The sequence below is a fragment of the Serratia sp. CC22-02 genome, assembly GCF_900182895.1.
GTDB classification, from domain to species: Bacteria; Pseudomonadota; Gammaproteobacteria; order Enterobacterales; family Enterobacteriaceae; genus Serratia; species Serratia nevei.
Genome location: NZ_FXUD01000004.1, coordinates 129,919 through 152,094 on the forward strand (window position 1 = coordinate 129,919; position 22,176 = coordinate 152,094).

Annotated in this window: 20 protein-coding genes; 13 read left to right on the forward strand and 7 right to left on the reverse strand. The window is 62.0% G+C overall.

Annotation, left to right across the window (positions count from 1 at the left end; all coding sequences use genetic code 11):
* Positions 1 to 128: 128 nt before the first annotated feature.
* From prs to lolB, 3 genes are all read right to left on the reverse strand, one after another.
* Positions 129 to 1,076, reverse strand: a complete 948-nt coding sequence (gene prs / locus QOL81_RS15230) for a ribose-phosphate diphosphokinase (RefSeq protein ID WP_004941061.1) — start codon at positions 1,074 to 1,076, stop codon at positions 129 to 131.
* Positions 1,077 to 1,250: 174 nt separating this feature from the next.
* Complete coding sequence (gene ispE, locus QOL81_RS15235; RefSeq protein ID WP_060419379.1) at positions 1,251 to 2,117, reverse strand: 4-(cytidine 5'-diphospho)-2-C-methyl-D-erythritol kinase; 867 nt, start codon at positions 2,115 to 2,117, stop codon at positions 1,251 to 1,253.
* Positions 2,114 to 2,737, reverse strand: a complete 624-nt coding sequence (lolB, locus tag QOL81_RS15240; protein WP_060419378.1) for a lipoprotein insertase outer membrane protein LolB — start codon at positions 2,735 to 2,737, stop codon at positions 2,114 to 2,116. Before lolB ends, ispE begins: the two co-directional genes overlap by 4 nt.
* Before the next feature lie 299 nt (positions 2,738 to 3,036).
* Between lolB and QOL81_RS15245 the strand changes: the two genes are divergently transcribed.
* The 7 genes from QOL81_RS15245 (at position 3,037) to kdsA (ending at position 8,809) form a co-directional block, all read left to right on the forward strand.
* Positions 3,037 to 3,180, forward strand: coding sequence for a hypothetical protein (locus QOL81_RS15245; RefSeq protein WP_154618166.1), 144 nt, complete (start codon positions 3,037 to 3,039; stop codon positions 3,178 to 3,180).
* A gap of 254 nt (positions 3,181 to 3,434) precedes the next feature.
* On the forward strand, positions 3,435 to 4,697 hold the full coding sequence (hemA, locus tag QOL81_RS15250) for a glutamyl-tRNA reductase (protein ID WP_033638164.1): 1,263 nt from the start codon (positions 3,435 to 3,437) through the stop codon (positions 4,695 to 4,697).
* A gap of 31 nt (positions 4,698 to 4,728) precedes the next feature.
* Positions 4,729 to 5,814: a peptide chain release factor 1 gene (prfA, locus tag QOL81_RS15255; RefSeq protein ID WP_033638166.1), complete on the forward strand. Its 1,086-nt coding sequence runs from the start codon at positions 4,729 to 4,731 to the stop codon at positions 5,812 to 5,814.
* The gene (prmC, locus tag QOL81_RS15260) at positions 5,814 to 6,647 is read left to right on the forward strand and encodes a peptide chain release factor N(5)-glutamine methyltransferase (protein ID WP_060419374.1); all 834 of its coding nucleotides are present in this window, start codon (positions 5,814 to 5,816) and stop codon (positions 6,645 to 6,647) included. The genes prfA and prmC overlap by 1 nt, the downstream gene beginning before the upstream one ends.
* A 41-nt stretch (positions 6,648 to 6,688) precedes the next feature.
* Complete coding sequence (locus QOL81_RS15265) at positions 6,689 to 7,090, forward strand: SirB2 family protein (RefSeq protein ID WP_170310367.1); 402 nt, start codon at positions 6,689 to 6,691, stop codon at positions 7,088 to 7,090.
* A complete protein-coding gene (gene sirB1 / locus QOL81_RS15270; RefSeq protein ID WP_038872030.1) occupies positions 7,087 to 7,896 on the forward strand; it encodes an invasion regulator SirB1 in 810 nt (269 codons plus the stop codon). Before QOL81_RS15265 ends, sirB1 begins: the two co-directional genes overlap by 4 nt.
* A 58-nt stretch (positions 7,897 to 7,954) precedes the next feature.
* Positions 7,955 to 8,809, forward strand: a complete 855-nt coding sequence (kdsA, locus tag QOL81_RS15275; RefSeq protein ID WP_038872048.1) for a 3-deoxy-8-phosphooctulonate synthase — start codon at positions 7,955 to 7,957, stop codon at positions 8,807 to 8,809.
* 48 nt (positions 8,810 to 8,857) lie between these two features.
* Here kdsA and dauA read toward each other — a convergent pair whose 3' ends face one another.
* Together dauA and QOL81_RS15285 are read right to left on the reverse strand one after the other, a co-directional pair.
* Positions 8,858 to 10,546: a C4-dicarboxylic acid transporter DauA gene (gene dauA / locus QOL81_RS15280; RefSeq protein ID WP_283439910.1), complete on the reverse strand. Its 1,689-nt coding sequence runs from the start codon at positions 10,544 to 10,546 to the stop codon at positions 8,858 to 8,860.
* 232 nt (positions 10,547 to 10,778) lie between these two features.
* Entirely contained in the window at positions 10,779 to 11,264 is a 486-nt protein-coding gene (locus QOL81_RS15285; RefSeq protein ID WP_159317918.1) for a heme-degrading domain-containing protein, read from the reverse strand.
* Between the two features lie 199 nt (positions 11,265 to 11,463).
* Between QOL81_RS15285 and QOL81_RS15290 the strand changes: the two genes are divergently transcribed.
* Positions 11,464 to 12,564, forward strand: a complete 1,101-nt coding sequence (locus QOL81_RS15290) for a GGDEF domain-containing protein (protein WP_049202546.1) — start codon at positions 11,464 to 11,466, stop codon at positions 12,562 to 12,564.
* 34 nt (positions 12,565 to 12,598) lie between these two features.
* On the opposite strand, the gene mfd is transcribed toward QOL81_RS15290, so the two are convergent.
* Together mfd and QOL81_RS15300 are read right to left on the reverse strand one after the other, a co-directional pair.
* A complete protein-coding gene (mfd, locus tag QOL81_RS15295) occupies positions 12,599 to 16,072 on the reverse strand; it encodes a transcription-repair coupling factor (RefSeq protein ID WP_084826369.1) in 3,474 nt (1,157 codons plus the stop codon).
* A gap of 152 nt (positions 16,073 to 16,224) precedes the next feature.
* The gene (locus QOL81_RS15300) at positions 16,225 to 17,208 is read right to left on the reverse strand and encodes a threo-3-hydroxy-L-aspartate ammonia-lyase (protein WP_060419364.1); all 984 of its coding nucleotides are present in this window, start codon (positions 17,206 to 17,208) and stop codon (positions 16,225 to 16,227) included.
* 93 nt (positions 17,209 to 17,301) lie between these two features.
* Here QOL81_RS15300 and QOL81_RS15305 point away from each other — a divergent pair, with 93 nt between their 5' ends.
* The 5 genes from QOL81_RS15305 (at position 17,302) to nagK (ending at position 22,169) form a co-directional block, all read left to right on the forward strand.
* Positions 17,302 to 17,943 carry a helix-turn-helix transcriptional regulator gene (locus tag QOL81_RS15305; RefSeq protein ID WP_038877816.1) on the forward strand — a complete coding sequence of 214 codons (642 nt, stop codon included), beginning with the start codon at positions 17,302 to 17,304 and terminating at the stop codon, positions 17,941 to 17,943.
* A gap of 105 nt (positions 17,944 to 18,048) precedes the next feature.
* The gene (gene lolC, locus QOL81_RS15310; RefSeq protein ID WP_038877815.1) at positions 18,049 to 19,251 is read left to right on the forward strand and encodes a lipoprotein-releasing ABC transporter permease subunit LolC; all 1,203 of its coding nucleotides are present in this window, start codon (positions 18,049 to 18,051) and stop codon (positions 19,249 to 19,251) included.
* Complete coding sequence (gene lolD / locus QOL81_RS15315; RefSeq protein ID WP_004941120.1) at positions 19,244 to 19,948, forward strand: lipoprotein-releasing ABC transporter ATP-binding protein LolD; 705 nt, start codon at positions 19,244 to 19,246, stop codon at positions 19,946 to 19,948. The genes lolC and lolD overlap by 8 nt, the downstream gene beginning before the upstream one ends.
* On the forward strand, positions 19,948 to 21,195 hold the full coding sequence (gene lolE, locus QOL81_RS15320; protein WP_025302503.1) for a lipoprotein-releasing ABC transporter permease subunit LolE: 1,248 nt from the start codon (positions 19,948 to 19,950) through the stop codon (positions 21,193 to 21,195). The genes lolD and lolE overlap by 1 nt, the downstream gene beginning before the upstream one ends.
* 53 nt (positions 21,196 to 21,248) lie before the next feature.
* The gene (nagK, locus tag QOL81_RS15325) at positions 21,249 to 22,169 is read left to right on the forward strand and encodes an N-acetylglucosamine kinase (protein WP_141958975.1); all 921 of its coding nucleotides are present in this window, start codon (positions 21,249 to 21,251) and stop codon (positions 22,167 to 22,169) included.
* Positions 22,170 to 22,176 lie beyond the last annotated feature (7 nt).

A 22,176-nucleotide genomic window follows, 5' to 3' on the forward strand; every position in this document is an offset into this window, starting at 1 on the left:
GTTTGAGGTCATGTTGGACTACGAGTAGAAAACCCGTTGTTGCTCACGCACCAACGGGTTTTTCTTTTTCTGCTGTCGGGCACGCTATCTTTCCGGCACGGTGGGCGCCGCACCGGAAAGACGACGCATCAATGCTCGAACATCGCAGAGATCGACTCTTCGTTGCTGATGCGGCGGATGGCTTCAGCCAGCATGCCGGACAGGGTCAGAGTGCGAACGTTTTTCAGTGCCTTGATTTCCGGCGACAGCGGAATGGTGTCGCAGACGATCACTTCATCAATCACCGAGTTCTTGATGTTGTCCACGGCGTTGCCGGAGAAGATCGGGTGCGTCGCGTAGGCGAATACGCGCTTGGCACCGCGTTCTTTCAACGCTTCAGCCGCTTTACACAAGGTACCGCCGGTGTCGATCATGTCGTCGACCAGCACGCAGTCGCGGCCTGCCACGTCACCGATGATGTGCATCACCTGAGACACGTTCGCGCGCGGGCGGCGTTTGTCGATGATGGCCATGTCGGTGTCGTTCAGCAGTTTGGCGATGGCGCGGGCACGCACTACGCCGCCGATGTCCGGGGAAACCACGATCGGGTTTTCCAGGTTCTGCTGCAGCATGTCTTCCAGCAGGATCGGGCTGCCGAACACGTTGTCTACCGGTACGTCGAAGAAGCCTTGAATCTGCTCAGCATGCAGATCCACCGTCAGAACGCGGTCAACCCCTACGCTGGAGAGGAAATCGGCAACCACCTTGGCGGTGATCGGCACACGCGCGGAACGCACGCGGCGATCCTGGCGGGCATAGCCGAAGTAAGGGATAACGGCGGTAATACGACCTGCGGAGGCGCGACGCAGGGCGTCGACCATCACAACCAGTTCCATCAGGTTGTCGTTGGTCGGGGCACAGGTGGACTGGATGATGAAAATATCACCGCCGCGTACATTTTCGTTGATTTGCACGCTCACTTCGCCGTCGCTAAAACGACCTACAGCGGCGTCACCAAGGCTGGTGTACAAACGGTTGGCAATACGTTGTGCTAGTTCCGGGGTGGCGTTACCAGCAAAAAGCTTCATATCAGGCACGAGAAGAACCTCAGGCTTGCGTCCAGAGAAGATATTGTCATACGACATCGCCAAGGGGCAGTCGGCGACGCCGGCGCAATATACATACGGGTATGTAAAACTAAAATTGAGACCGCAGGCAGCGCAGGGATAACAGGGCCAGGTGTGCATGACCCTGCGCAGCGAAACGTTGAGCTACGACTCAAACCGCCCGGAACGAATGCGATGTAGTGGGGAGACGTTAACGCCGCGCGCTACAAAACCACACAACCACTCCGGGGCTTGATTTAACACCTGACGGGCGGCGATTTCTGTGTCGAATTCAGCAAACACACAAGCACCTGTGCCAGTCAGGCGTGACGGGGCGTATTCTAACAGCCATGAAAGAAGCTGTTCAACCTCGCGAAAACGTTTTCTTGCGATCGGTTCGCAATCATTTGCGTACGGCGCCTGCAACAGCTCACTTAAGGAGCGAACCGGGGTGTCTCTTTTCAATTCGGGGTCACCGAAGATAACCGGCGTCGGGATGCTGACGCCGGGATGCGCCACCAGATACCACTTTTCTTGCGGCTCGGCCGGCTGCAGACGCTCGCCGATGCCTTCGGCGAAGGCGGCGTGGCCGCGCACGAACACCGGCACGTCGGCGCCGAGGCTGAGCCCCAGCTCGGCCAGTTGGTCGTCGCCAAGACCGCAGCGCCACAGTTCGTTGAGCGCCACCAGTACGGTGGCGGCGTTGGAGGAGCCACCGCCCAGGCCGCCGCCCATCGGCAGGCGCTTGTCGATGCTGATGTCGGCGCCGCGCGGTGCGGTCTGCAGGCCGCGCTCATCGCAATAGCGCTGCAGCAGGCGGGCGGCGCGCACGATCAGATTCTGTTCGTCCGGCACGCCGTCGACCGGCGTCAGCAGATGAATACGGTCGTCCTGGCGCGGATCAATGGTCAGGGTGTCGCCGTAGTCCAAGAACTGAAACAGCGTCTGCAGCAGGTGATAGCCGTCTTCACGACGGCCGGTGATGTACAGAAACAGGTTGAGTTTCGCGGGGGAGGGCCACTGGCGAATCATTTGAGCGTCCAGTTATCCATTTTCAGCTTGATGCGCTGCTCGCCCTGCTGCAGTTCCAGGCGGTTCGGCAGCGTCGGCTGCACCTCGTTGCTGTAGCCCTGGTAATCCACTTTCCAGGTCTGACCGCCTTGCTGGTAAGTCAGCTTGCTCAGGCGATATTGGTCATCCAGCGCAAAATCGCTGGCTTCGCCCGGCAGGCCGAGCATCCACTGGCGCAGGTTGTTCAGTGGGATCGCCATGCCGGTCAGCTTGCGGATCATCTCGTCCGGATTGTCACTGACGTAGCGTTTGCCCTGGTTGTCGGTCAGCTGCACCACGTTTTTCTGCACGTTGAGATCCATTTCCGTGCTGCCCAGCGGGTTGGTCAACAGCAGACGATAGCGCTCCGGTGAGAACTGCTGCCAGAAGAAGCGGGCGTAGACTTTTTTCTGATCAGACAAGTAGGCGAAGGAGCCGCGGGTCTGATAGGTGCTGAGCTGCTGCACCGCCTGCTCATGGGCGCGCCACTGCGGTGAAGTCGGGCTGGTGGCCGGGCCGGTCGGCTTGGTGGTGGTACAGGCGGCCAGCACCAGGCTGGCCAGCGGGATCAGACGGAGCAAACTAACTTTGCGTATTGGCATAACTTTCTCTTGTCCTTTTGTCCTTGCGGGCATGCGCGACGAAACCCGGATTCAGCGCTCACGCTAACGGGGCGGCGGCGGCGCGTCAATTTTTTGCTGCATCGCGTTGAATCTTGCCGCTTTTACTGGCGCAATGCCAACCCGGTACGCGCATTGGGGCGTCATTAAGATTAACACAATCGTTTCGTGCCGTTGTCCGGGGGCAACAATTTTCGATACGGCGGGGTGACCGCCGTTAGCGTTTGGTTGATGTTTGCCTCGGTATGCTGCCGGGGGTTTTTGTTGCGGGAAATAATCGAATGAAGATTGCGGCGCGGATAATCATTTCGCTTCTGTGCTTTGCCGGCGCGGTATTTTTTTATTTTCAGGCCAAGCAGGTTTTTTGCCAGCAGGTCTCTTTTATCCTGGATCCCTCCTACCGTTGCGGCACGCTGGGTTGGTAAACGCGCGGATTATAAGCGGATAACCTGCAGGTTTTACCGAATCCTGTGCGGGAGATCGCATCCTGCGCTAAAATTCAGTATGTTATGTCGTCAAATTATAAATCATCTCACTGTATTTATTAATTATTCATCGATTGATGCCGTCTATGGCAATGATTGAACGGAAGATGCGGTTGTTACTTTTATTGATCCTGCGCATCAAGTAGAATGCCGTTCAACGAGAACCCGTACCAACAGAAGTATTACTCGAAGCAATGACCCTGCTGGCGTTAGGTATAAATCACAAAACCGCTCCGGTTTCTCTGCGTGAAAGGGTGACCTTCTCGCCAGAGTCCATCGATGAGGCGCTGACCAGCTTGCTCCAACAACCGTTGGTGCAGGGCGGCGTCGTGTTGTCCACCTGCAACCGCACCGAGCTGTACCTCAGCGTAGAGCAGCAGGAACACATGCACGAGCAGCTGGTCGCCTGGCTGTGCGCCTACCACAACCTGCGCCCGGAAGAGGTGAAGAAAAGCCTGTACTGGCATCAGGGCAACGACGCGGTCAGCCATTTGATGCGGGTGGCCAGCGGGTTGGACTCATTGGTGCTGGGCGAACCGCAGATCCTCGGGCAGGTCAAAAAGGCCTTCGCCGAGTCGCAACGCGGCCAGTCGCTGTCCGGCGAGCTGGAGCGTCTGTTCCAGAAATCCTTCTCCGTCGCCAAGCGCGTGCGTACCGAAACCGACATCGGTGCCAGCGCGGTCTCCGTGGCTTTTGCCGCCTGTACCCTGGCGCGCCAGATCTTCGAATCGCTGGCCGATCTCAACGTCTTGCTGGTGGGCGCCGGTGAAACCATCGAGCTGGTGGCGCGCCACCTGCGCGAACACAAAGTGCGGCACATGATCATCGCCAACCGCACCCGCGAACGCGCCCAGCTGCTGGCGGACGAGGTCGGCGCGGAGGTGATCACCCTGCCGGAGATCGACGAACGCCTGGCGGACGCCGACATCATCATCAGTTCTACCGCCAGCCCGCTGCCTATCATCGGCAAGGGGATGGTGGAGCGCGCGCTGAAGGCGCGTCGCAACCAGCCGATGCTGCTGGTGGATATCGCCGTACCGCGCGACATCGAACCGGAAGTCGGCAAACTGGCCAACGCCTATCTGTACAGCGTGGACGATCTGCACGCCATCATTCAAAGCAACCTGGCGCAGCGCAAAGCGGCGGCGGTGCAGGCGGAGTCGATCGTGCAGCAGGAAAGCACCAACTTCATGGCCTGGCTGCGCTCGCAGGGCGCGGTGGAAACCATCCGCGACTACCGTTCGCAGGCCGACCAAATTCGCGCAGAGATGGAGGCCAAAGCGCTGGCCGCCATCGCGCAGGGCGCCAACGTGGAGCAGGTTATTCACGAGCTGGCCCATAAACTGACCAACCGTCTTATTCATGCCCCCACCAAATCCCTCCAGCAGGCCGCCGGCGACGGCGACGTGGAGCGGTTGCAGTTATTACGCGACAGCCTCGGGCTGGATCAGCATTAGTTTTCTCTATTAACAGGGTTTATTACCACGCATGAAGCCTTCTATTGTTGCCAAACTGGAAGCGTTACAAGAGCGCCATGAAGAAGTGCAGGCGCTGCTCGGCGATGCCGGCGTTATCGCCGACCAAGACCGGTTCCGCGCGCTGTCGCGAGAATACGCGCAGCTGACCGACGTCAGCCGCTGCTTCCTGGAATGGCGTCAGGTGCAGGAGGATCTGGAGACGGCGGAAATGATGCTGGACGATCCGGAGATGCGCGAGATGGCGCAGGAAGAGCTGAAACAGGCGCGGGCGGCCAGCGAAGAGCTGGAGCAGCAGCTGCAGGTGTTGCTGCTGCCGAAAGATCCGGACGATGAGCGCAGCTGCTTCCTCGAAGTGCGTGCCGGTACCGGCGGCGATGAGGCGGCGATCTTCGCCGGCGATCTGTTCCGTATGTACAGCCGCTATGCGGAAAGCCGCCGCTGGCGCGTCGAGGTGATGAGCGCCAACGAAGGTGAGCACGGCGGCTTTAAAGAAGTGATCGCCAAAGTCTCCGGCGACGGCGTGTACGGTCAACTGAAGTTTGAATCCGGCGGCCACCGCGTGCAGCGCGTGCCGGAAACCGAATCCCAGGGGCGCATCCACACCTCCGCCTGCACCGTGGCGGTGATGCCGGAAGTGCCGGAAGCCGAGCTGCCGGACATCAACCCGGGCGATCTGAAAATCGACACCTTCCGCTCCTCCGGCGCCGGTGGCCAGCACGTTAACACCACCGACTCGGCAATCCGCATCACCCACCTGCCGACCGGCATTGTGGTGGAGTGCCAGGACGAGCGTTCACAGCACAAAAACAAAGCCAAGGCGATGTCGGTGCTGGGCGCGCGTATTCGCGCCGCCGAGATGGCCAAGCGCCAGCAGGCCGAGGCGTCCACTCGCCGCAACCTGCTGGGTAGCGGCGACCGTTCCGACCGTAATCGCACCTACAACTTCCCGCAGGGGCGGGTGACCGACCACCGCATCAACCTGACGCTCTACCGCCTGGACGAAGTGATGGAAGGCAAACTGGACATGCTGATCCAGCCGATCGTGCAGGAGTATCAGGCCGATCAGCTGGCTGCGCTGTCCGCCGAGCAAGAGTGATGGACTATCAACACTGGCTGAAAGCCGCCGCCGCGCGTTTGACCCACAGCGACAGCGCCCGGCGCGACGCGGAAATCCTGTTGGGTTTCGTGACCGGCAAGGCCAGAACCTTCCTGATGGCGTTCGGTGAAACCCTGCTGACGCCACCGCAGCAACAGCAGCTGGAGACGCTGCTGGCGCGCCGCGAACGCGGAGAGCCGGTGGCCTATCTGGTGGGCGAGCGTGAATTTTGGTCGCTGCCGCTGTCGGTTTCACCCGCAACGCTGATCCCACGCCCGGATACCGAATGCCTGGTAGAGCTGGCGCTGGCGCGCCTGCCGCCGCAACCCTGCCACTTCCTCGATCTCGGCACCGGCACCGGCGCCATCGCGCTGGCGCTGGCCAGCGAGCGCCCGGACTGTTCGGCTATCGGCGTCGATGTGCAGCCGGAAGCGGTCGCGCTGGCGCAGCACAATGCGCACAAGCTGAAGATCGACAACGTCCGATTTCTACAGGGCAGCTGGTTTGCGCCGGTGGCGGGGCAACGCTTCGCGCTGATCGCCAGCAATCCGCCCTATATCGACGCCGCCGATCCGCATTTGTCGCAGGGCGACGTGCGCTTCGAGCCCGGCAGCGCGCTGGTCGCCGCCGATCGTGGGTTGGCGGATCTGGCCGCCATCGTGCGCCAGGCGCCGCACCATTTGCAGCCCCAGGGCTGGCTGCTGTTGGAACATGGCTGGCAGCAGGGCGAGAGCGTGCGCGCGCTGCTGCAGGCCGCCGGATTTTCCGCTGTCGCCACCCACCGTGATTATGGCGACAACGACCGCGTGACGCTCGGCCAATGGCCGGGATAAGCGCCTCTCATAATAACGACGCCCGAGCCATTTAAGGGAGCATCATGACTGCATACACCGCGTTGAAACATTTCCATTTGCTGACGGTCGCCATCAGTATTACCTTGTTTGTGCTGCGTTTCTTTTGGCAGTGGCGCCGCTCGCCGATCATGGGCCGCCGCTGGGTCAAGGTAGCGCCGCACCTGAACGACACGCTGCTGTTCGTCAGCGGCATCGCGCTGGTGGTGACGTTCGGGTTTTATCCGCTGCTGGGTATGGACTCATGGCTGACCGAGAAGCTGTTTGGCGTTATTATCTATATCCTGCTTGGCTACGTCGCATTGGGCAAGAAGACCAAAAGTCAGCGGCTGCGAACCGTGGCGTTCGTGCTGGCGTTGGGCTGCCTGTACCTGATAATTAAACTTGCCACGACGAAAATACCGTTTTTGATGGGATACCTATGAGTAGCATTGCTGATTTTGAATTTAACGCCTCGCCGCTGAGCGAAGGGGTGATCCTGGTGTCGCAGTCGGTGCGGCGCGATTTCCCGGTTGCCGACGTGGAGCGCAAGCTGCAACAGCTGGTGGACGAAGCGCGCGCGGCGGTGCCGGTCGATATCACTCAGGAGCAGCAACTGGATGCGCTCATCGAACTGTTTTACAAGACCTGGGGATTCGGCGGCGCCAGCGGCGTGTACCGCCTGTCGGACGCCATCTGGCTGGACAAGGTGCTGGAAGCGCGGCAGGGCACGCCGGTCTCGCTGGGCACTATCTTCCTGCATATCGCCAACGCGCTGGATCTGCCGCTGCTGCCGGTGATTTTCCCCACTCAGCTGATCCTGCGCGCCGACTGGCTGGACGAAGAGCTGTGGCTGATCAACCCGCTGAACGGCGAAACCCTGAGCGAGCACCAGCTGGAAGTGTGGATCAAGGGCAACCTGGGGCTGGGCGCCGAGCTGGAAGACGACGATCTCGACGAGTCGGAGAACATCATGGTGGTGCGCAAGATGCTCGATACGCTGAAGGCCGCCCTGATGGAAGAAAAGCAGCTGGAAATGGCGCTGCGCACCAGCGAAACGGTGCTGTGCTTCGATCCGGAAGACCCGTACGAGATCCGCGACCGCGGGCTGATTTACGCCCAGCTGGAGTGCAACCATATCGCGATTTCCGACCTCAACTATTTTGTCGAGCAGTGTCCTGAAGACCCGGTCAGCGAAGTGATCAAAGTACAGATCCACTCGATTGAGCCGAAACAGGTGACGCTGCATTAATTCAATGACTCCGTGCAGTTTGCAAGGCGACGGTTACAACCTTAACAAAGGCGAAAGCATGAAACAGAAAGTGGTTAGCATTGGCGATATCGACGTAGCAAACGATCTGCCGTTTGTGCTGTTTGGCGGTATGAACGTGCTGGAATCGCGCGATCTGGCGATGAGCATCTGCGAACACTACGTCACCGTGACGCAAAAACTGGGCATCCCTTACGTATTCAAAGCCTCTTTCGACAAGGCCAACCGTTCTTCCATCCACTCGTACCGCGGTCCGGGCCTGGAAGAAGGGATGAAGATCTTCGAAGAGCTGAAAAAAACCTTCGGCGTGAAAATCATCACCGACGTGCATGAAGCGGCGCAGGCGCAGCCGGTTTCCGAAGTGGTTGACGTGATCCAGCTGCCGGCCTTCCTGGCGCGTCAGACCGATCTGGTGGAAGCGATGGCGAAAACCGGCGCGGTGATCAACGTCAAGAAGCCGCAGTTCGTCAGCCCGGGGCAGATGGGCAACATCGTCGACAAGTTCAAAGAAGGCGGCAACGACCAGGTGATCCTGTGCGATCGCGGCAGCAACTTCGGCTATGACAACCTGGTGGTCGACATGCTGGGCATCAACGTGATGAAGAACGTGACCGGCGGCCATCCGGTGATCTTCGACGTGACCCACGCGCTGCAGACCCGCGATCCGTTCGGCGCCGCGTCCGGCGGCCGCCGCGCTCAGGTGGCCGAGCTGGCGCGCGCCGGTATGGCGGTTGGCCTGGCCGGCCTGTTCCTCGAAGCGCACCCGGATCCGAAAAACGCCAAGTGCGACGGCCCGTCCGCGCTGCCGTTGGACAAGCTGGAGCCTTTCCTGGCGCAGATGAAAGCCATCGACGACCTGGTGAAGAGCTTCCCGGAGCTGGATACCAGCAACTAAGCGCTCGTCGCCATAAAAAAAAGCCCGACTCGTCGGGCTTTTTTACGTTTAGGCGCCGGTGGCCGCCAGCGCTTCCGGCAGCGTCGGGTAGAACTGCAGGCGGCCCTCGATCGGCTGCACCCGCGCGCGCGCCAGGGTTTTCAGCGGCTGGAACGGCACGTCGGTGATCACCAGCTTTTTGTCCGCCGGCAGCACGTCGATAAAGCGCCGCAGGGCGCTCAGGCCGCCGGCATCGAGCACCGGCACCGCATCCCATTGCAGCACGATCGTGCGGTAGCCTTCGCTGCGCGCCAGCAGCTCGGTAAAGATGCGCTCGGCGGCGGCGAAGAACAGCGGGCCGTTCACCCGCAGCACCAGGCGGCCGTCGCCGGCGCTCAGCTCGCTCAGCCGCGTCATGCGGGCGATGCGGCGCATAAACAGCAGCGACGCCAGCACGATGCCCACGGTAATGGCGATCACCATATCGAACAGCACCGTCAGCGACATGCACAGCAGCAGCACCAGAATGTCGTCCTTCGGCGCCCGGCGTAGCAGGTAAATCACCTTGTGCGCCTCGCTCATGTTCCAGGCGACCATCAGCAGCAGTGCCGCCATCGCCGCCAGCGGCAGGTAAGAGAGCCACGGTGCCAATACCAGCAGCGCCAACAGCACCAGCAGCGCGTGGATGATGGCGGACACCGGCGAGGTGGCGCCGGCGCGCACGTTGGCCGCCGAACGGGCAATCGCGGCGGTGGCGGTAATGCCGCCGAAGAATGGCGCGATGATGTTGCCCGCACCCTGGCCGATCAGCTCGCTGTTCGAGTTGTGCTTCTTGCCGGTCATGCCGTCGAGCACCACGGCGCACAGCAGCGATTCGATCGCGCCGAGCATCGCCATCGAAAACGCCGCCGGCAGCAGGGCGGAAACGGTTTGCCAGCTCAGGGTGAACGGCTGCCCGCCGCCGCCCGGCAGATCCCAGGGCAGCAGCAGCTGCGGCAGGATCGGCGGGATGCCCTGGCCGCTGCTGCCGTCGGCCAGCAGGTAGCTGAAGCGCGAGCCGATGGTCGCCACCGGGTGGTCAAACAGCGCCAGCAGACCCATTAGCGCGGTGCCCGCCAGCAGCGCCGGCAGGTGGCCAGGCACCCGCAGGCCGAGCTTGGGCCAGAAGATCAGGATCAGGAGCGTCACCGCGCCGATCAGGGTATCGCCGAAATCCAGCGTTGGCAGCGCCTGCAGCAGGGCGTACAGCTTGCCGACGTAATTTTCCGGCGTGTGCGCCAGCTGCAGGCCGAAGAAGTCCTTGATCTGCATGGTGGCGATGGTGATGGCGATGCCGGAGGTAAAGCCGAGCGTCACCGGCAGCGGAATGTACTCGATCAGCCGGCCAAAGCGCGCCAGCCCCATCAGCAGCAGAAACACCCCGGAGATCAGCGTGGCGACCAGCAGGCCGGCCAATCCGAACTGCTGCGAAACCGGATACAGGATCACCACGAAGGCGGCGGTGGGGCCGGAGACGCTGTAGCGCGAACCGCCGCTGACGGCGATGACGATACCGGCGATGGCGGCGGTATACAGGCCGTACTGCGGCGGCACGCCGCTGGCGATCGCCAGCGCCATCGCCAGCGGGATGGCGATAATACCGACCGTCACCCCGGCGATAGCGTCTTTCATCAACCGCGCCAGGCTATAAGGTTCCCGCCAGCAGGCGTCTATCAGCGCGCTGAAGGGGCGAATTTTGTTTATTTCATGCGTTTTCATCTACGGTGCGTACCAAATCTTCAAAAGTGAAAGGAATGGCGGGCCCGATGAGGTCCGTCTTGTCACGTGACAGATACCATACGCCTTTTGTTCAGCGGATTACCAGACCTGTGTCAATTTGGCGCAGGAAATCAGAGAGTCGCCCTTTTGTTTGGCGCTAAATGCGGATAACAGATAAGTCAGCCGCAGATTCTGCGGCTAAAAAGGAAAGGAATAATCAAGGTTTTAACGGCTAGTGGAGCGCGGGCAGGGATAAGCCGAGAAAGTGGGCTAAAGTGCTTACCAGCAGCTGGTGATCTTCCTTCTGCGGCGCGCCGGAAATGCTGATGCTGCCGACGCAGCCGAGGCCGGCCAAGGTGAGCGGGAAGGCGCCGCCGTGCACCGAATAGTCGCGTACGTTCAGCCCGTAGCGCTCCTCCAGCGACGTTTGCCGCTGCTGCAGGCGCAGGCCGATGGCGTAAGAGCTTTTGTGAAAATGATTCACCAGATTGCGCTTGCGCCGCACCCAGTCGGCGATGTCCGGTGTGGCGCCCGGCATGGCGTAATAAAACAGCGTCTGCCCGGCCAGTTGGATCTCGATGGCGATGCTCAGACCGCGCCGCTCGGCGGCGGTTTTCAGCGCCGCGCCCAGCTCCCAGGCGGTGGCGGCGTCAAAATGGGTAAAGGCCAGCGTCGCTTCCTGTTCGCTGAGCGCCTGCAGTTCATCGTCGATATTCATGCGGTTCTCCCCCGATAACACAAAGCACAGAGTAGCCTGAAGCGCGCATCGTGAGATAGACGGCTTGGCGATAAGATAGAACTGCTACTCTATTAATAGACTGTGTAAAATAGCCGCCGCCGAAGCGGAGACGACAGGGATGCGTTATTCAACGTCTGCATATCAACCCCTGGCGATCCCGAGGAGCCGCTGACTATTTATGACCTACATTGCGTCCATTCCCGCCATTTACAGCGACGCCTGCATCACCTACGCCACGCTGTCGGTAAGCTATTTCGTTCTCAGTAAAAATGCGCCGTTCTCCTATCGCTCTGCGCTGTGGAAGCGCGTCGTATTCGGCCTGTTGGCCGGGGTGGCGGTGCTGTATTTAAGCCAGGACAGGCTGGAGCTGACCGATAAGGTGCACTACAGTTTTTCGATGATTCCGATGATCCTGGTGACTTTTTTCGGCGGCGGCATCAGTGGGCTGGTGAGCTTTTTGTTCGCCATGGCGCTGACCGGCGGTTTCACCGTCGATAACCTGTTTATCGCCTCAATCCTGGTGCCGTTGCTGCTGTCGCGCGTGTGGCTGAAGAAATCCCATTGGGTGTTTTACCTGACGATCGGCGCCATCGCACTGTATCGCATCGCGGTGGTGTGGCTGCTGGTGGACATGAGCGGGCTGTGGCTGGACGTGTTGCTGTACCAGGCGGTTTCCGCGCTCTGCCTGGCTATTTGCTACCATGCGCTGAATTTCAAAGAGCGCCACATCTACGCCTATTTCGCGATGCGCGCCCGCGCCACGACCGACAGCCTGACCCATATCAACAACCGCGCCAGCGTCGATTACCACCTGATGCTGCAGCGCGCCGAACGCCGCCCGTGCGGGCTGATGATCCTCGATTTGGATGACTTCAAAAAGATCAATGACACCTACGGCCACCCGGCCGGCGACGTGCTGCTGGCCAGCGTCGGCCGGCTGCTGCAAAACAGCGTGCGCAACGAGGACTTCGTCGGGCGTTACGGCGGCGAGGAGTTTATGGTGATCACCGCCAGCTACGATCCGCTGGTTATCGGTGGGGTGGCGGAGCGCATTCGCAGCGCGGTGGAGAGCTCGACGTTCTTGCTGAATGCCCACGATGAAGCGCACATCACGCTGTCGATCGGCGTGTCGCTGTATCTGCCCGGCATGACGCTGGACAAGGCGATCGCCATGACCGACGAAGCGTTATATGAGGCGAAGCGCAGCGGTAAAAATCGGGTGGTGACCAGCCGCGTGATGCAGCTGGCGCCGCTGGGCGCCGGTTTCCCGCGCGAATAAGCCGCCTCCCGCCGCGCCGGCGGGAGGCGTTGGCTCAGGCCGCCAGCGTGTGTTCGCGGAAGGCGTCCAGCAGATCTTCGGTGAACGTCAGGCGTTTCTGGCGGTCGGCCAAATCGAGCGTGAACTTCAGCTTGCTCGGGCCGTCCAGGCGGTAAACCTGCGGATTGCCCTGCAACAGGCCGATCAGATAACCCGGGTCGACGCGGTTGTTGTCGCCGAACTCGATAAAGCCGCCGCGCTCGTTGCTCTCGATGCGTTTGATGCCCAGCTTCTGTGCATGCAGGCGCAGCGCCGCGCACTGCAACAGGTTGCGCGCCGCGTCCGGCAACTGGCCAAAGCGGTCGATCAGCTCGACTTTCAGCTCATCCAGCTCGCCGTCGCTCTTCGCGCTGGCGATACGCTTGTACAGCGACAGACGGGTATTGACGTCGGGAATGAAATCTTCCGGCAGCAGCGCCGGCATGCGCAGTTCCACCTCGGTCTGGCTGCTGGTGAGATCTTCCAGCGACGGTTCGCGGCCGTTTTTCAACGCATCGACGGCGCTTTCCAACAGCTCCATGTAGAGTGAGAAACCGACGGTGGTCATCTGGCCGCTCTGGTCTTCGCCCAGCAGTTCGCCGGCGCCGCGGATCTCCAGATCGTGGGTCGCCAGCGCGAAACCGGCGCCGAGATCTTCCAGCGATGCGATGGCTTCGAGCCGTTTATGGGCATCGGTGCCCATGGCTTTCGGGTTCGGCGTCAGCAGATAGGCGTAAGCCTGGTGGTGCGACCGCCCGACGCGGCCGCGCAGCTGGTGCAGCTGCGCCAGGCCGAAGCGATCGGCCCGCTCGATGATGATGGTGTTGGCGCTGGGGATATCGATGCCGGTCTCGATGATGGTGGTGCACACCAGCACGTTGAAGCGTTGGTGGTGGAAATCGTTCATCACCCGTTCCAGATCGCGTTCGCGCATCTGGCCGTGGCCGATGGCGATGCGCGCTTCCGGCACCAGTTCCGCCAGGCGCTGCGCCGCTTTCTCGATGTTTTCCACGTCGTTGTAGAGGTAGTAAACCTGGCCGCCGCGCAGCACTTCACGCAGGATCGCCTCGCGCACCACCAGGCTGTCGTATTCGCGCACGAAGGTCTTCACCGCCAGCCGGCGCGCCGGCGGGGTGGCGATGATCGACAGATCGCGCATGCCGCTCATCGCCATGTTCAGGGTACGCGGGATCGGCGTGGCGGTCAGCGTCAGGATATCGACGTCGGCGCGCATCGCCTTGATGCGTTCTTTATGGCGCACGCCGAAGCGGTGTTCTTCATCGACGATCAGCAGCCCCAGGTCTTTCCAGCGGAGATCGCTCTGCAGCAGCTTGTGGGTGCCGATGATGATGTCCACTTTGCCTTCGGCCGCGTCGTCCAGCACCTGCTGCTGCTCTTTGGCGCTGCGGAAGCGCGACATCATTTCGATGCGGATCGGCCAGGTGGCAAAGCGATCGCGGAAGTTGTCGAAGTGCTGCTGCGCCAGCAGGGTGGTCGGCACCAGCACCGCCACCTGCTTGCCGTTTTCCACCGCCAGGAAGGCGGCGCGCATCGCCACTTCGGTTTTGCCGAAGCCGACGTCGCCGCACACCAGGCGGTCCATCGCCAGCGGCTGGCACATGTCGCTCAGCACCGCGTTGATCGCCTGTTCCTGATCCGGCGTGGTTTCGAACGGGAAGCTCTGGCAGAACAGCTGATACTGTTCGCGATTGTGTTTGAAGGCGAAACCGGCCTTGGCGGCGCGCTGGGCGTAGATATCCAGCAGCTCCGCCGCCACGTCGCGCACGCGCTCGGCCGCTTTCTGCCGCGCGCGCGTCCAGGCGTCGCCGCCCAGCTTGTGCAGCGGGGCGTTTTCGTCCGCGCCGCCGGCGTAGCGGCTGATCAGATGCAGCGAAGAAACCGGCACGTACAGCTTGTCCTCACCGGCGTAGGAGAGGATCAGGTACTCGGCCTTGATACCGCCGGCCTCCAGCGTGGTCAGGCCGACGTAGCGGCCGACGCCGTGCTCCAGATGCACCACCGGCTGGCCGGGATGCAGCTCCGCCAGGTTGCGGATCAGGGTATCGGTATTGATGGTGCGCCGGTTGTCCTGCCGGCGGCGGCTGACGCGCTCGCCGAGCAGATCGCTTTCGCAGATCAGCGCCCGCTGGCGCAGGCCGTCGAGGAAGCCGTGTTCGGCGGCGCCGACCATCATGTAACGGCCCGCCGTTTCCCCCTGATCGAGGCGCTGAATCAGCGCCGGCGCCAGCTTGATGCGGCCGAGCAGATCCTGCAGCGTTTCACGCCGCCCCTCGCTCTCGACGGAGAAAATCACGCTGCCGTCGAAGCCTTCGATAAAGCGCCGCAGGTTATCCAGCGGGGATTTATGCTGCGCTTGCACCGCCAGATCGGGCAGGGCATGGTAGTCCAGATTGGTATTGCCGGCCTTGGCCGGCAGCTCAGCGGTTTTCAGCGCGATGCGCGGCCAGGCCTTCAGCTCGCCGAACAGCGCGTCGACGCGCAGCCACAGCGTATCCGGCGCCAGCAGCGGGCGCATCGGATCGACGCGGCGGCTTTCGTAACGCTGGTTGACGTCCTGCCAGAAGCGCTCGGCGGCGCCCTCCAGATCGCCGGTGTTGACGATCAGCGTATTGGCCGGCAGGTAGCTGAACAGCGACGGCAGCGGCTGGCTGAAGAACAGCGGCTGCCAGTATTCGATGCCGGCCGGCCAGGCGCTTTTGCTGACCTGCTGATAGATGTGCTCGGCGTCGCGGCGCACCTCAAACTGCTCGCGCCACTGGCTGCGAAACAGCTCGATGGCGTTTTTGTCGGTGGGGAACTCGTGGGCCGGCAACAGATTGATGGCCTCGACTTCGCTCAACGTGCGCTGGGTATCGACGTCGAAGATGCGCAGGCTGTCGATTTCGTCATCGAAGAAGTCGATGCGGTAAGGCTCATCGCTGCCCATCGGGTAAAGATCGAGCAACGCGCCGCGGGTGGCGAATTCGCCGTGCTCCATCACCTGATCGACGCTGCGGTAACCGGCCTGTTCCAGCTGCGCGCGCAGCTTGTCGCGCGACAGGCGCTGGCCTTTCTTCATCACCAGCGCGTGGCCGTGCAGGAACTCGTGCGGGCAGACGCGCTGCATCAGGGTGTTGACCGGCAGAATGATCACGCCGCGCGCCATGGTCGGCAGGTGATACAGGCTCGACAAGCGATCCGAGATGATTTCCTGATGCGGCGAGAAGCTGTCGTACGGCAGGGTTTCCCAGTCGGACAGCGTGGTCACCATCTGGTCGGTGAACTGCTGGATCTCGTCACGCAGCCGCAGGGCGTTCTGCATGTCCGGCGCGATCAGCATCACCGGGCCAGGGTGGCGTTCGACGATCTCGGCGCACTCCACGGCGCAGGCCGCGCCGGTCAGTTGCCCCAGCTGGCGCAGATCGCCCGCGCGATCGGGCAGAGAATAACGGGGGGATGAGGAACGGTTACGGCTATCGGAAGTGCTCATTCAGGTATCTTTAATCAATGTGTTAGAGGGCGTTCCGGCACGGATAACCCAGCGCCTTTATGCTGTTTATAGTAGCCCAGCGGCCGCCAAACTGACACAGCAAAAAGCGCTATACCCTGATGTTCCGCCTGTTATTTAACCGATGCGCCGCGTTAATTTTCGCCGGCCAGGGCGAGATAGTGCGCAATCTTGTCGACGTCAAGGTTGCCGCCGCTGACGATAACGCCGACCTTTTTACCGTGCAGATCGAGCAGGCCGTTCATCGCCGCCGCGGCCGCCAGGCAGCCGGTCGGCTCAACCACCATTTTCATCCGCTCCATAAAGAAGCGCATTTGCCGACACAGCTGGGCGTCGCTGACCGTCAGAATGCCTTCGACATATTCTTGAATGATCGGGAAGGTCAGCCGCCCGACCTGTTGGGTCTGCGCGCCGTCGGCAATGGTTTTCGGCACCGGGATGTGCACCGGTTCACCGCGCTGAAAGGCTTGCTGAACGTCGTTGCCGGCTTCGGGCTCGACGCCGAACACGCGGCAGCCCGGCGACCAGTGATGCGCCGCTACCGCGCTGCCGGCCAGCAGGCCGCCGCCGCCGGTGCACACCAACAGCAGATCCAATGGCCCGGTCTCTTCAAACAGCTCCTTGGCGGCGGTGCCCTGGCCGGCGATCACCTGCGGATAATCGTACGGTGGCACCAGCGTCAGGCCCCGCTCTGCGGCCAGGCGTCGGGTGATTTCTTCACGATCTTCGCTGTGGCGCTGATAGATGACCACGTTGGCGCCGTAGCCGCGCGTCGCCGCCAGCTTGGCCGCAGGGGCGTCATCGGGCATTACGATGGTGGCGCTAACGCCCAATTCGCGCGCCGCCAGCGCCATCGCCTGTGCGTGGTTGCCGGATGAAAAGGCGATTACCCCGGCCCGACGCTGCTCTGCGCTGAGTTGCGCGATGGCGTTATAGGCGCCGCGAAATTTGAAGGCGCCGATGCGCTGAAAATTCTCGCACTTGAAGAACAGCTGCGCGCCGGCGATCTGGTCGGCCTGGCGCGAAGTCATGACCGGCGTGCGCAGGGCATGCCCGGCGATAACGTCGGCGGCGGTGGCAATATCGGCGGCGGTGATGCAGCGTGGGACTGAACTCATGGCGACCTCGCACAGGTAAGTGATGGACGATGCATTGCTTGGTGTGGATTTTTAATTTACTCTTTGTAAAGTTATTGTCAAATGGTTAACTCAATGAGCGATCTCAGGCAGGAAAATGCGCTGTTGCTGCGCGAAGCGGAAAAAATTGTTCAGGCGTTGGGCGTGATGTTCGCGCCCGGTTGCGAAGTGGTGCTGCACGATCTGACCCAGCCCGATCGCGCCATTGTCGCCATCGCCAACAATCTATCCAACCGCCGCATCGGCGACGCCGCGACGGAAATGGGGCTGGAGCGCATCGCGTCGCCGGAGTTTCCAGACGTGGTGCAGAACTACGCCAGCGTGTTTCCGGACGGGCGCCCGGCCAAGAGCACCTCGATCGGCCTGCGCAATAGCCAGGGCCGCTTTGTGGCGGCAATTTGCCTCAATCTGGATGTGTCTATCTTCAACAGCGTCACCGCTATCCTGCAGCAGCTGACGGCGGTGGTGCAAAGCGCCGCGCCGCAGGCGGCGGAGAGTGCACGCTCGCTGTCGGACATCGCTGCGGCGATCAACGCGTTCGCCGCGTCGCATGCCACCCAGCCGCGCGCTTTGTCTTCCGAACAGCGGTTTCAGGTGGTGCAACAGCTGAAGCAGCAAGGGTATTTGCAACTGCGCGGCGCGGCCACCATGGTGGCCGAAGCGCTCGGCATCTCGCGGGTGTCGGTCTATAACCTGCTCAAGCGAGACGCCGGATGAGGGGCCGCCCGGCGCAATAAAAGGCCGCCGGGTGTTCCCTAAACGAGGGAGAGCCTTTATTATCCATGATCACTTTGCTTAAGCCACGGCTATCAAACGGATTTCATGTATCAACCTGTCGCGTTATTCATTGGCCTGCGCTACATGCGCGGGCGAGCCTCAGACCGCTTCGGGCGGTTTGTTTCCTGGCTTTCCACCATCGGCATTACGCTGGGGGTGATGGCGTTGGTCACCGTGCTGTCGGTGATGAACGGTTTCGAAAAGGATCTGGAGAACAACATCCTCGGCCTGATGCCGCAGGCGTTGGTTACCAGTCCGCAAGGATCGGTCAACCCGCAGCAGCTGCCGGCCTCCGAGGTGCAGAAGCTGCAGGGCGTCACGCGCGTCGCACCGCTGACCACCGGTGACGTGGTGCTGCAAAGCGCCCGCAGCGTGGCGGTCGGGGTGATGCTCGGCGTCAATCCCGACGAAGCCGATCCGCTGACCCCGTATCTGGTCAACGTCAAGCAGCAACAGCTGCAGCCGGGCCAATACAACATCATCATCGGCGAACAGCTGGCGGGGCAACTCGGCGTCAAGCGCGGCGATTCGCTGCGCGTGATGGTGCCGAGCGCCAGCCAGTTCACACCGATGGGCCGCATACCCAGCCAGCGCCTGTTCACCCTTATCGGCACCTTCCACGCCAACAGCGAGGTGGACGGCTATCAGCTGCTGGTCAACCAACAGGACGCTTCGCGCCTGATGCGCTACCCGGCGGGCAACATCACCGGCTGGCGCCTGTTCCTGCAGCAGCCGCTGGCGGTCGATACCCTCAGCCAACAGGCGCTGCCGGCGGGCACGGTCTGGAAAGACTGGCGCGATCGCAAGGGCGAGCTGTTCCAGGCGGTGCGCATGGAGAAAAACATGATGGGGCTGCTGCTCAGCCTGATCGTGGCGGTGGCGGCGTTTAACATCATTACGTCGCTCGGCCTGCTGGTGATGGAAAAGCAGGGCGAGGTCGCCATTCTGCAGACCCAGGGGCTGACTCGCCGCCAGATCATGTCGGTGTTTATGGTGCAGGGCGCCAGCGCCGGCATCATCGGTTCGCTGCTCGGCACGCTGCTCGGCGTGCTGCTGGCCACCAACCTGAATAACCTGATGCCGATCCTCGGCGCCTTGATCGACGGCGCTTCGCTGCCGGTGGCGGTCGATCCGCTGCAGGTAACGATCATCGCCGTGGTGGCGATGGCGGTTTCCTTGTTGTCAACGCTTTATCCTTCATGGCGCGCTGCCGCCGTACAACCCGCTGAGGCTTTACGTTATGAGTAACCATCTTTTGCTGCAGTGTGACAACCTGTGCAAGACCTATCAGGAAGGCAATCTGCACACCGACGTGCTGCGCAATGTCAGCTTTGCCATGCAGCAGGGCGAGATGATGGCGATCGTCGGCAGCTCGGGTTCCGGCAAGAGTACCCTGTTGCACCTGCTGGGCGGGTTGGACTCACCGACCTCCGGCGAGGTGATCTTCAAGGGCGAATCGCTGAACGCCATGTCTTCGGCGGCCAAGGCCGAGCTGCGCAACCGCCAGCTGGGCTTCATCTATCAGTTTCACCATTTACTGCCGGACTTCACCGCGCTGGAAAACGCCGCCATGCCGCTGCTGATAGGCGGCGCCAAGCCGGCGCAGGCGCAGGAGAAGGCGCGGGAGATGCTGGCGGCGGTCGGGCTGGAAAAACGCAGCAAGCACCGCCCGTCCGAACTCTCCGGCGGCGAGCGTCAGCGCGTGGCGATCGCGCGCGCGCTGGTCAACAACCCGGCTCTGGTGCTGGCGGACGAACCGACCGGTAACCTGGACAAACGCACCGCAGACAGCATCTTCGATCTGCTGGGCGAGCTGAACGTGCGTCAGGGCACCGCTTTTCTGGTGGTGACGCACGATCTGCAGCTGGCCAAGCGCCTGAGCCGCCAGCTGGAAATGGCCGACGGCCACCTGCAGGCGCAGCTGACCCTGATGGGGGCCGAGTAATGGCGGGAGCCTCACTGTCCTTCCTGACGGCCCTGCGTTTCAGCCGCGGCCGTAAACGCGGCGGCATGGTGTCGCTGATCTCGGTCATCTCCACCATCGGCATCGCGCTAGGGGTGGCGGTGCTGATCGTCGGCCTGAGCGCGATGAACGGCTTTGAGCGCGAGCTGAAGAACCGCATTCTGGCGGTGGTGCCGCACGGCGAACTCGAGCCGGTCAATCAGCCGTTCAGCGGCTGGCCGTCGATTCTGCAGCGGGTGGAAAAGGTGCCGGGCATTGTGGCCGCCGCGCCGTACATCAACTTTACCGGCCTGATGGAGAACGGCGCGCAGCTGCGCGCGGTGGAAGTCAAAGGCGTTGATCCGCAGCAGGAGAGCCGGCTTAGCGCGCTGCCGCAGTATGTGCAGGGCGACGCCTGGGCCAACTTCAAGCCCGGCGAGCAGCAGGTGATCCTCGGCAAGGGCGTGGCCGACGCGCTGGGCGTCAAGCAGGGCGCCTATGTGACGGTGATGATCCCCAACAGCGACCCGGAAATGAAGCTGCTGCAGCCGAAGCGCATCCGTCTGCACGTGACCGGCATTTTGCAGCTCAGCGGCCAGCTCGATCACAGCCTGGCGCTGGTGCCGCTGGCCGATGCGCAGCAGTATCTCGATATGGGTGACAGCGTCACGGGCATCGCCCTCAAGATGAACGACGTGTTCGCCGCCAATAAACTGGTGCGCGACGCCGGCGAAGTGACCAATTCTTATATCTACATCAAAAGCTGGATCGGCAAGTACGGCTACATGTATCGCGATATCCAGATGATCCGCGCCATTATGTACCTGGCGATGGTGCTGGTGATCGGCGTGGCCTGCTTCAACATCGTGTCCACGCTGGTGATGGCGGTGAAAGACAAAAGCGCCGACATCGCGGTGCTGCGCACCCTGGGCGCCAAAGATGGCTTTATTCGCGCCATCTTCATCTGGTATGGGCTGCTGGCCGGGCTGCTGGGCAGCCTGAGCGGCGTGGTGATCGGGGTGATCGCCTCGCTGCAGCTGACCAACATCATCCGGGGCATCGAGAAACTGGTCGGCCACTCCTTCCTGTCGGGCGATATCTACTTCATCGACTTCCTGCCTTCCGAGCTGCACTGGCTGGACGTGCTGATCGTGCTGGCGACCGCCATCGTGCTGAGCCTGCTGGCCAGTTGGTATCCGGCCAGGCGCGCCAGCCGCATCGATCCGGCGCGGGTGCTGAGCGGACAATAAAACCCACGGGGAGGCAGCGATGCCGCCCCGTTTTTTTAGCCTGGGGATGGGTTATGTACTACGGTTTCGATATGGGCGGCACCAAGATTGAGCTGGGGGTGTTCGACGACCAGCTGCAGCGCATTTGGCAAAAGCGGGTGCCGACGCCGCGTGAAGACTACCGGCAGCTGCTGGCCACGCTGTGCGATCTGACCCTTCAGGCGGATGCGTTTTGTGGCCGGCGCGGCAGCGTCGGCATCGGCATCCCGGGCCTGCCCAACGACGATGACGGCACGCTGTTTACCGCCAACGTGCCGGCGGCGATGGGGCGGCCGCTGCCGCGCGATCTGGCGGCGCTGATCGGGCGCGAGGTGCGGGTCGATAACGACGCCAACTGCTTTGCGCTGTCGGAGGCCTGGGACGACGAGTTTCGCCGCTACCCGACGGTGCTGGGCATCATCCTCGGCACCGGCGTAGGCGGTGGGCTGATCGTCGACGGCAAGACGGTGCCAGGGCGTAACTATATTGCCGGCGAGTTCGGCCATTTGCGCCTGCCGGTGGACGCGCTCGAGGTCTTGGGGCGTGATGTGCCTCGCGTTGCCTGCGGGTGCGGCCATCAGGGTTGCATTGAAAATTACATATCGGGCCGCGGTTTCGAATGGATGTACGCCCATTTCTATGGCCGGCACTTGCCTGCCACCGAGATCATTGCGCATTATCAGGCGGGTGAGCCGCAGGCGGTGGCCCACGTCGACCGCTTTATGGACGTGCTGGCGATCTGCCTCGGCAACCTGCTGACGGTGCTGGATCCGCACCTGGTGGTGATCGGCGGCGGGCTGTCGAACTTCGACGCCATTTACCAGGCGTTGCCGCAGCGGCTGCCGGCGCACCTGCTGCGGGTGGCCCGGCTGCCGCGCATCGAGAAGGCGCGCTATGGCGACGCCGGCGGCGTGCGCGGCGCAGCGTTCCTCAATTTGGTAAACAGGGAAAAGTAAGGAGAGA

Bases quoted from the DNA above. Each gene is read 5' to 3' on its own strand.
- QOL81_RS15300 (WP_060419364.1), bottom strand. From the start codon at position 17,208: ATGAGTTCAGTCCCACGCTGCATCACCGCCGCCGATATTGCCACCGCC.
- ispE (WP_060419379.1), bottom strand. From the start codon at position 2,117: ATGATTCGCCAGTGGCCCTCCCCCGCGAAACTCAACCTGTTTCTGTAC.
- dauA (WP_283439910.1), bottom strand. From the start codon at position 10,546: ATGAAAACGCATGAAATAAACAAAATTCGCCCCTTCAGCGCGCTGATA.
- sirB1 (WP_038872030.1), top strand. From the start codon at position 7,087: ATGAGTAGCATTGCTGATTTTGAATTTAACGCCTCGCCGCTGAGCGAA.
- mfd (WP_084826369.1), bottom strand. From the start codon at position 16,072: ATGAGCACTTCCGATAGCCGTAACCGTTCCTCATCCCCCCGTTATTCT.
- lolD (WP_004941120.1), top strand. From the start codon at position 19,244: ATGAGTAACCATCTTTTGCTGCAGTGTGACAACCTGTGCAAGACCTAT.
- lolE (WP_025302503.1), top strand. From the start codon at position 19,948: ATGGCGGGAGCCTCACTGTCCTTCCTGACGGCCCTGCGTTTCAGCCGC.
- QOL81_RS15245 (WP_154618166.1), top strand. From the start codon at position 3,037: ATGAAGATTGCGGCGCGGATAATCATTTCGCTTCTGTGCTTTGCCGGC.
- QOL81_RS15305 (WP_038877816.1), top strand. From the start codon at position 17,302: ATGAGCGATCTCAGGCAGGAAAATGCGCTGTTGCTGCGCGAAGCGGAA.
- kdsA (WP_038872048.1), top strand. From the start codon at position 7,955: ATGAAACAGAAAGTGGTTAGCATTGGCGATATCGACGTAGCAAACGAT.
- prmC (WP_060419374.1), top strand. From the start codon at position 5,814: ATGGACTATCAACACTGGCTGAAAGCCGCCGCCGCGCGTTTGACCCAC.
- lolC (WP_038877815.1), top strand. From the start codon at position 18,049: ATGTATCAACCTGTCGCGTTATTCATTGGCCTGCGCTACATGCGCGGG.
- QOL81_RS15285 (WP_159317918.1), bottom strand. From the start codon at position 11,264: ATGAATATCGACGATGAACTGCAGGCGCTCAGCGAACAGGAAGCGACG.
- lolB (WP_060419378.1), bottom strand. From the start codon at position 2,737: ATGCCAATACGCAAAGTTAGTTTGCTCCGTCTGATCCCGCTGGCCAGC.
- nagK (WP_141958975.1), top strand. From the start codon at position 21,249: ATGTACTACGGTTTCGATATGGGCGGCACCAAGATTGAGCTGGGGGTG.
- QOL81_RS15290 (WP_049202546.1), top strand. From the start codon at position 11,464: ATGACCTACATTGCGTCCATTCCCGCCATTTACAGCGACGCCTGCATC.
- hemA (WP_033638164.1), top strand. From the start codon at position 3,435: ATGACCCTGCTGGCGTTAGGTATAAATCACAAAACCGCTCCGGTTTCT.
- prfA (WP_033638166.1), top strand. From the start codon at position 4,729: ATGAAGCCTTCTATTGTTGCCAAACTGGAAGCGTTACAAGAGCGCCAT.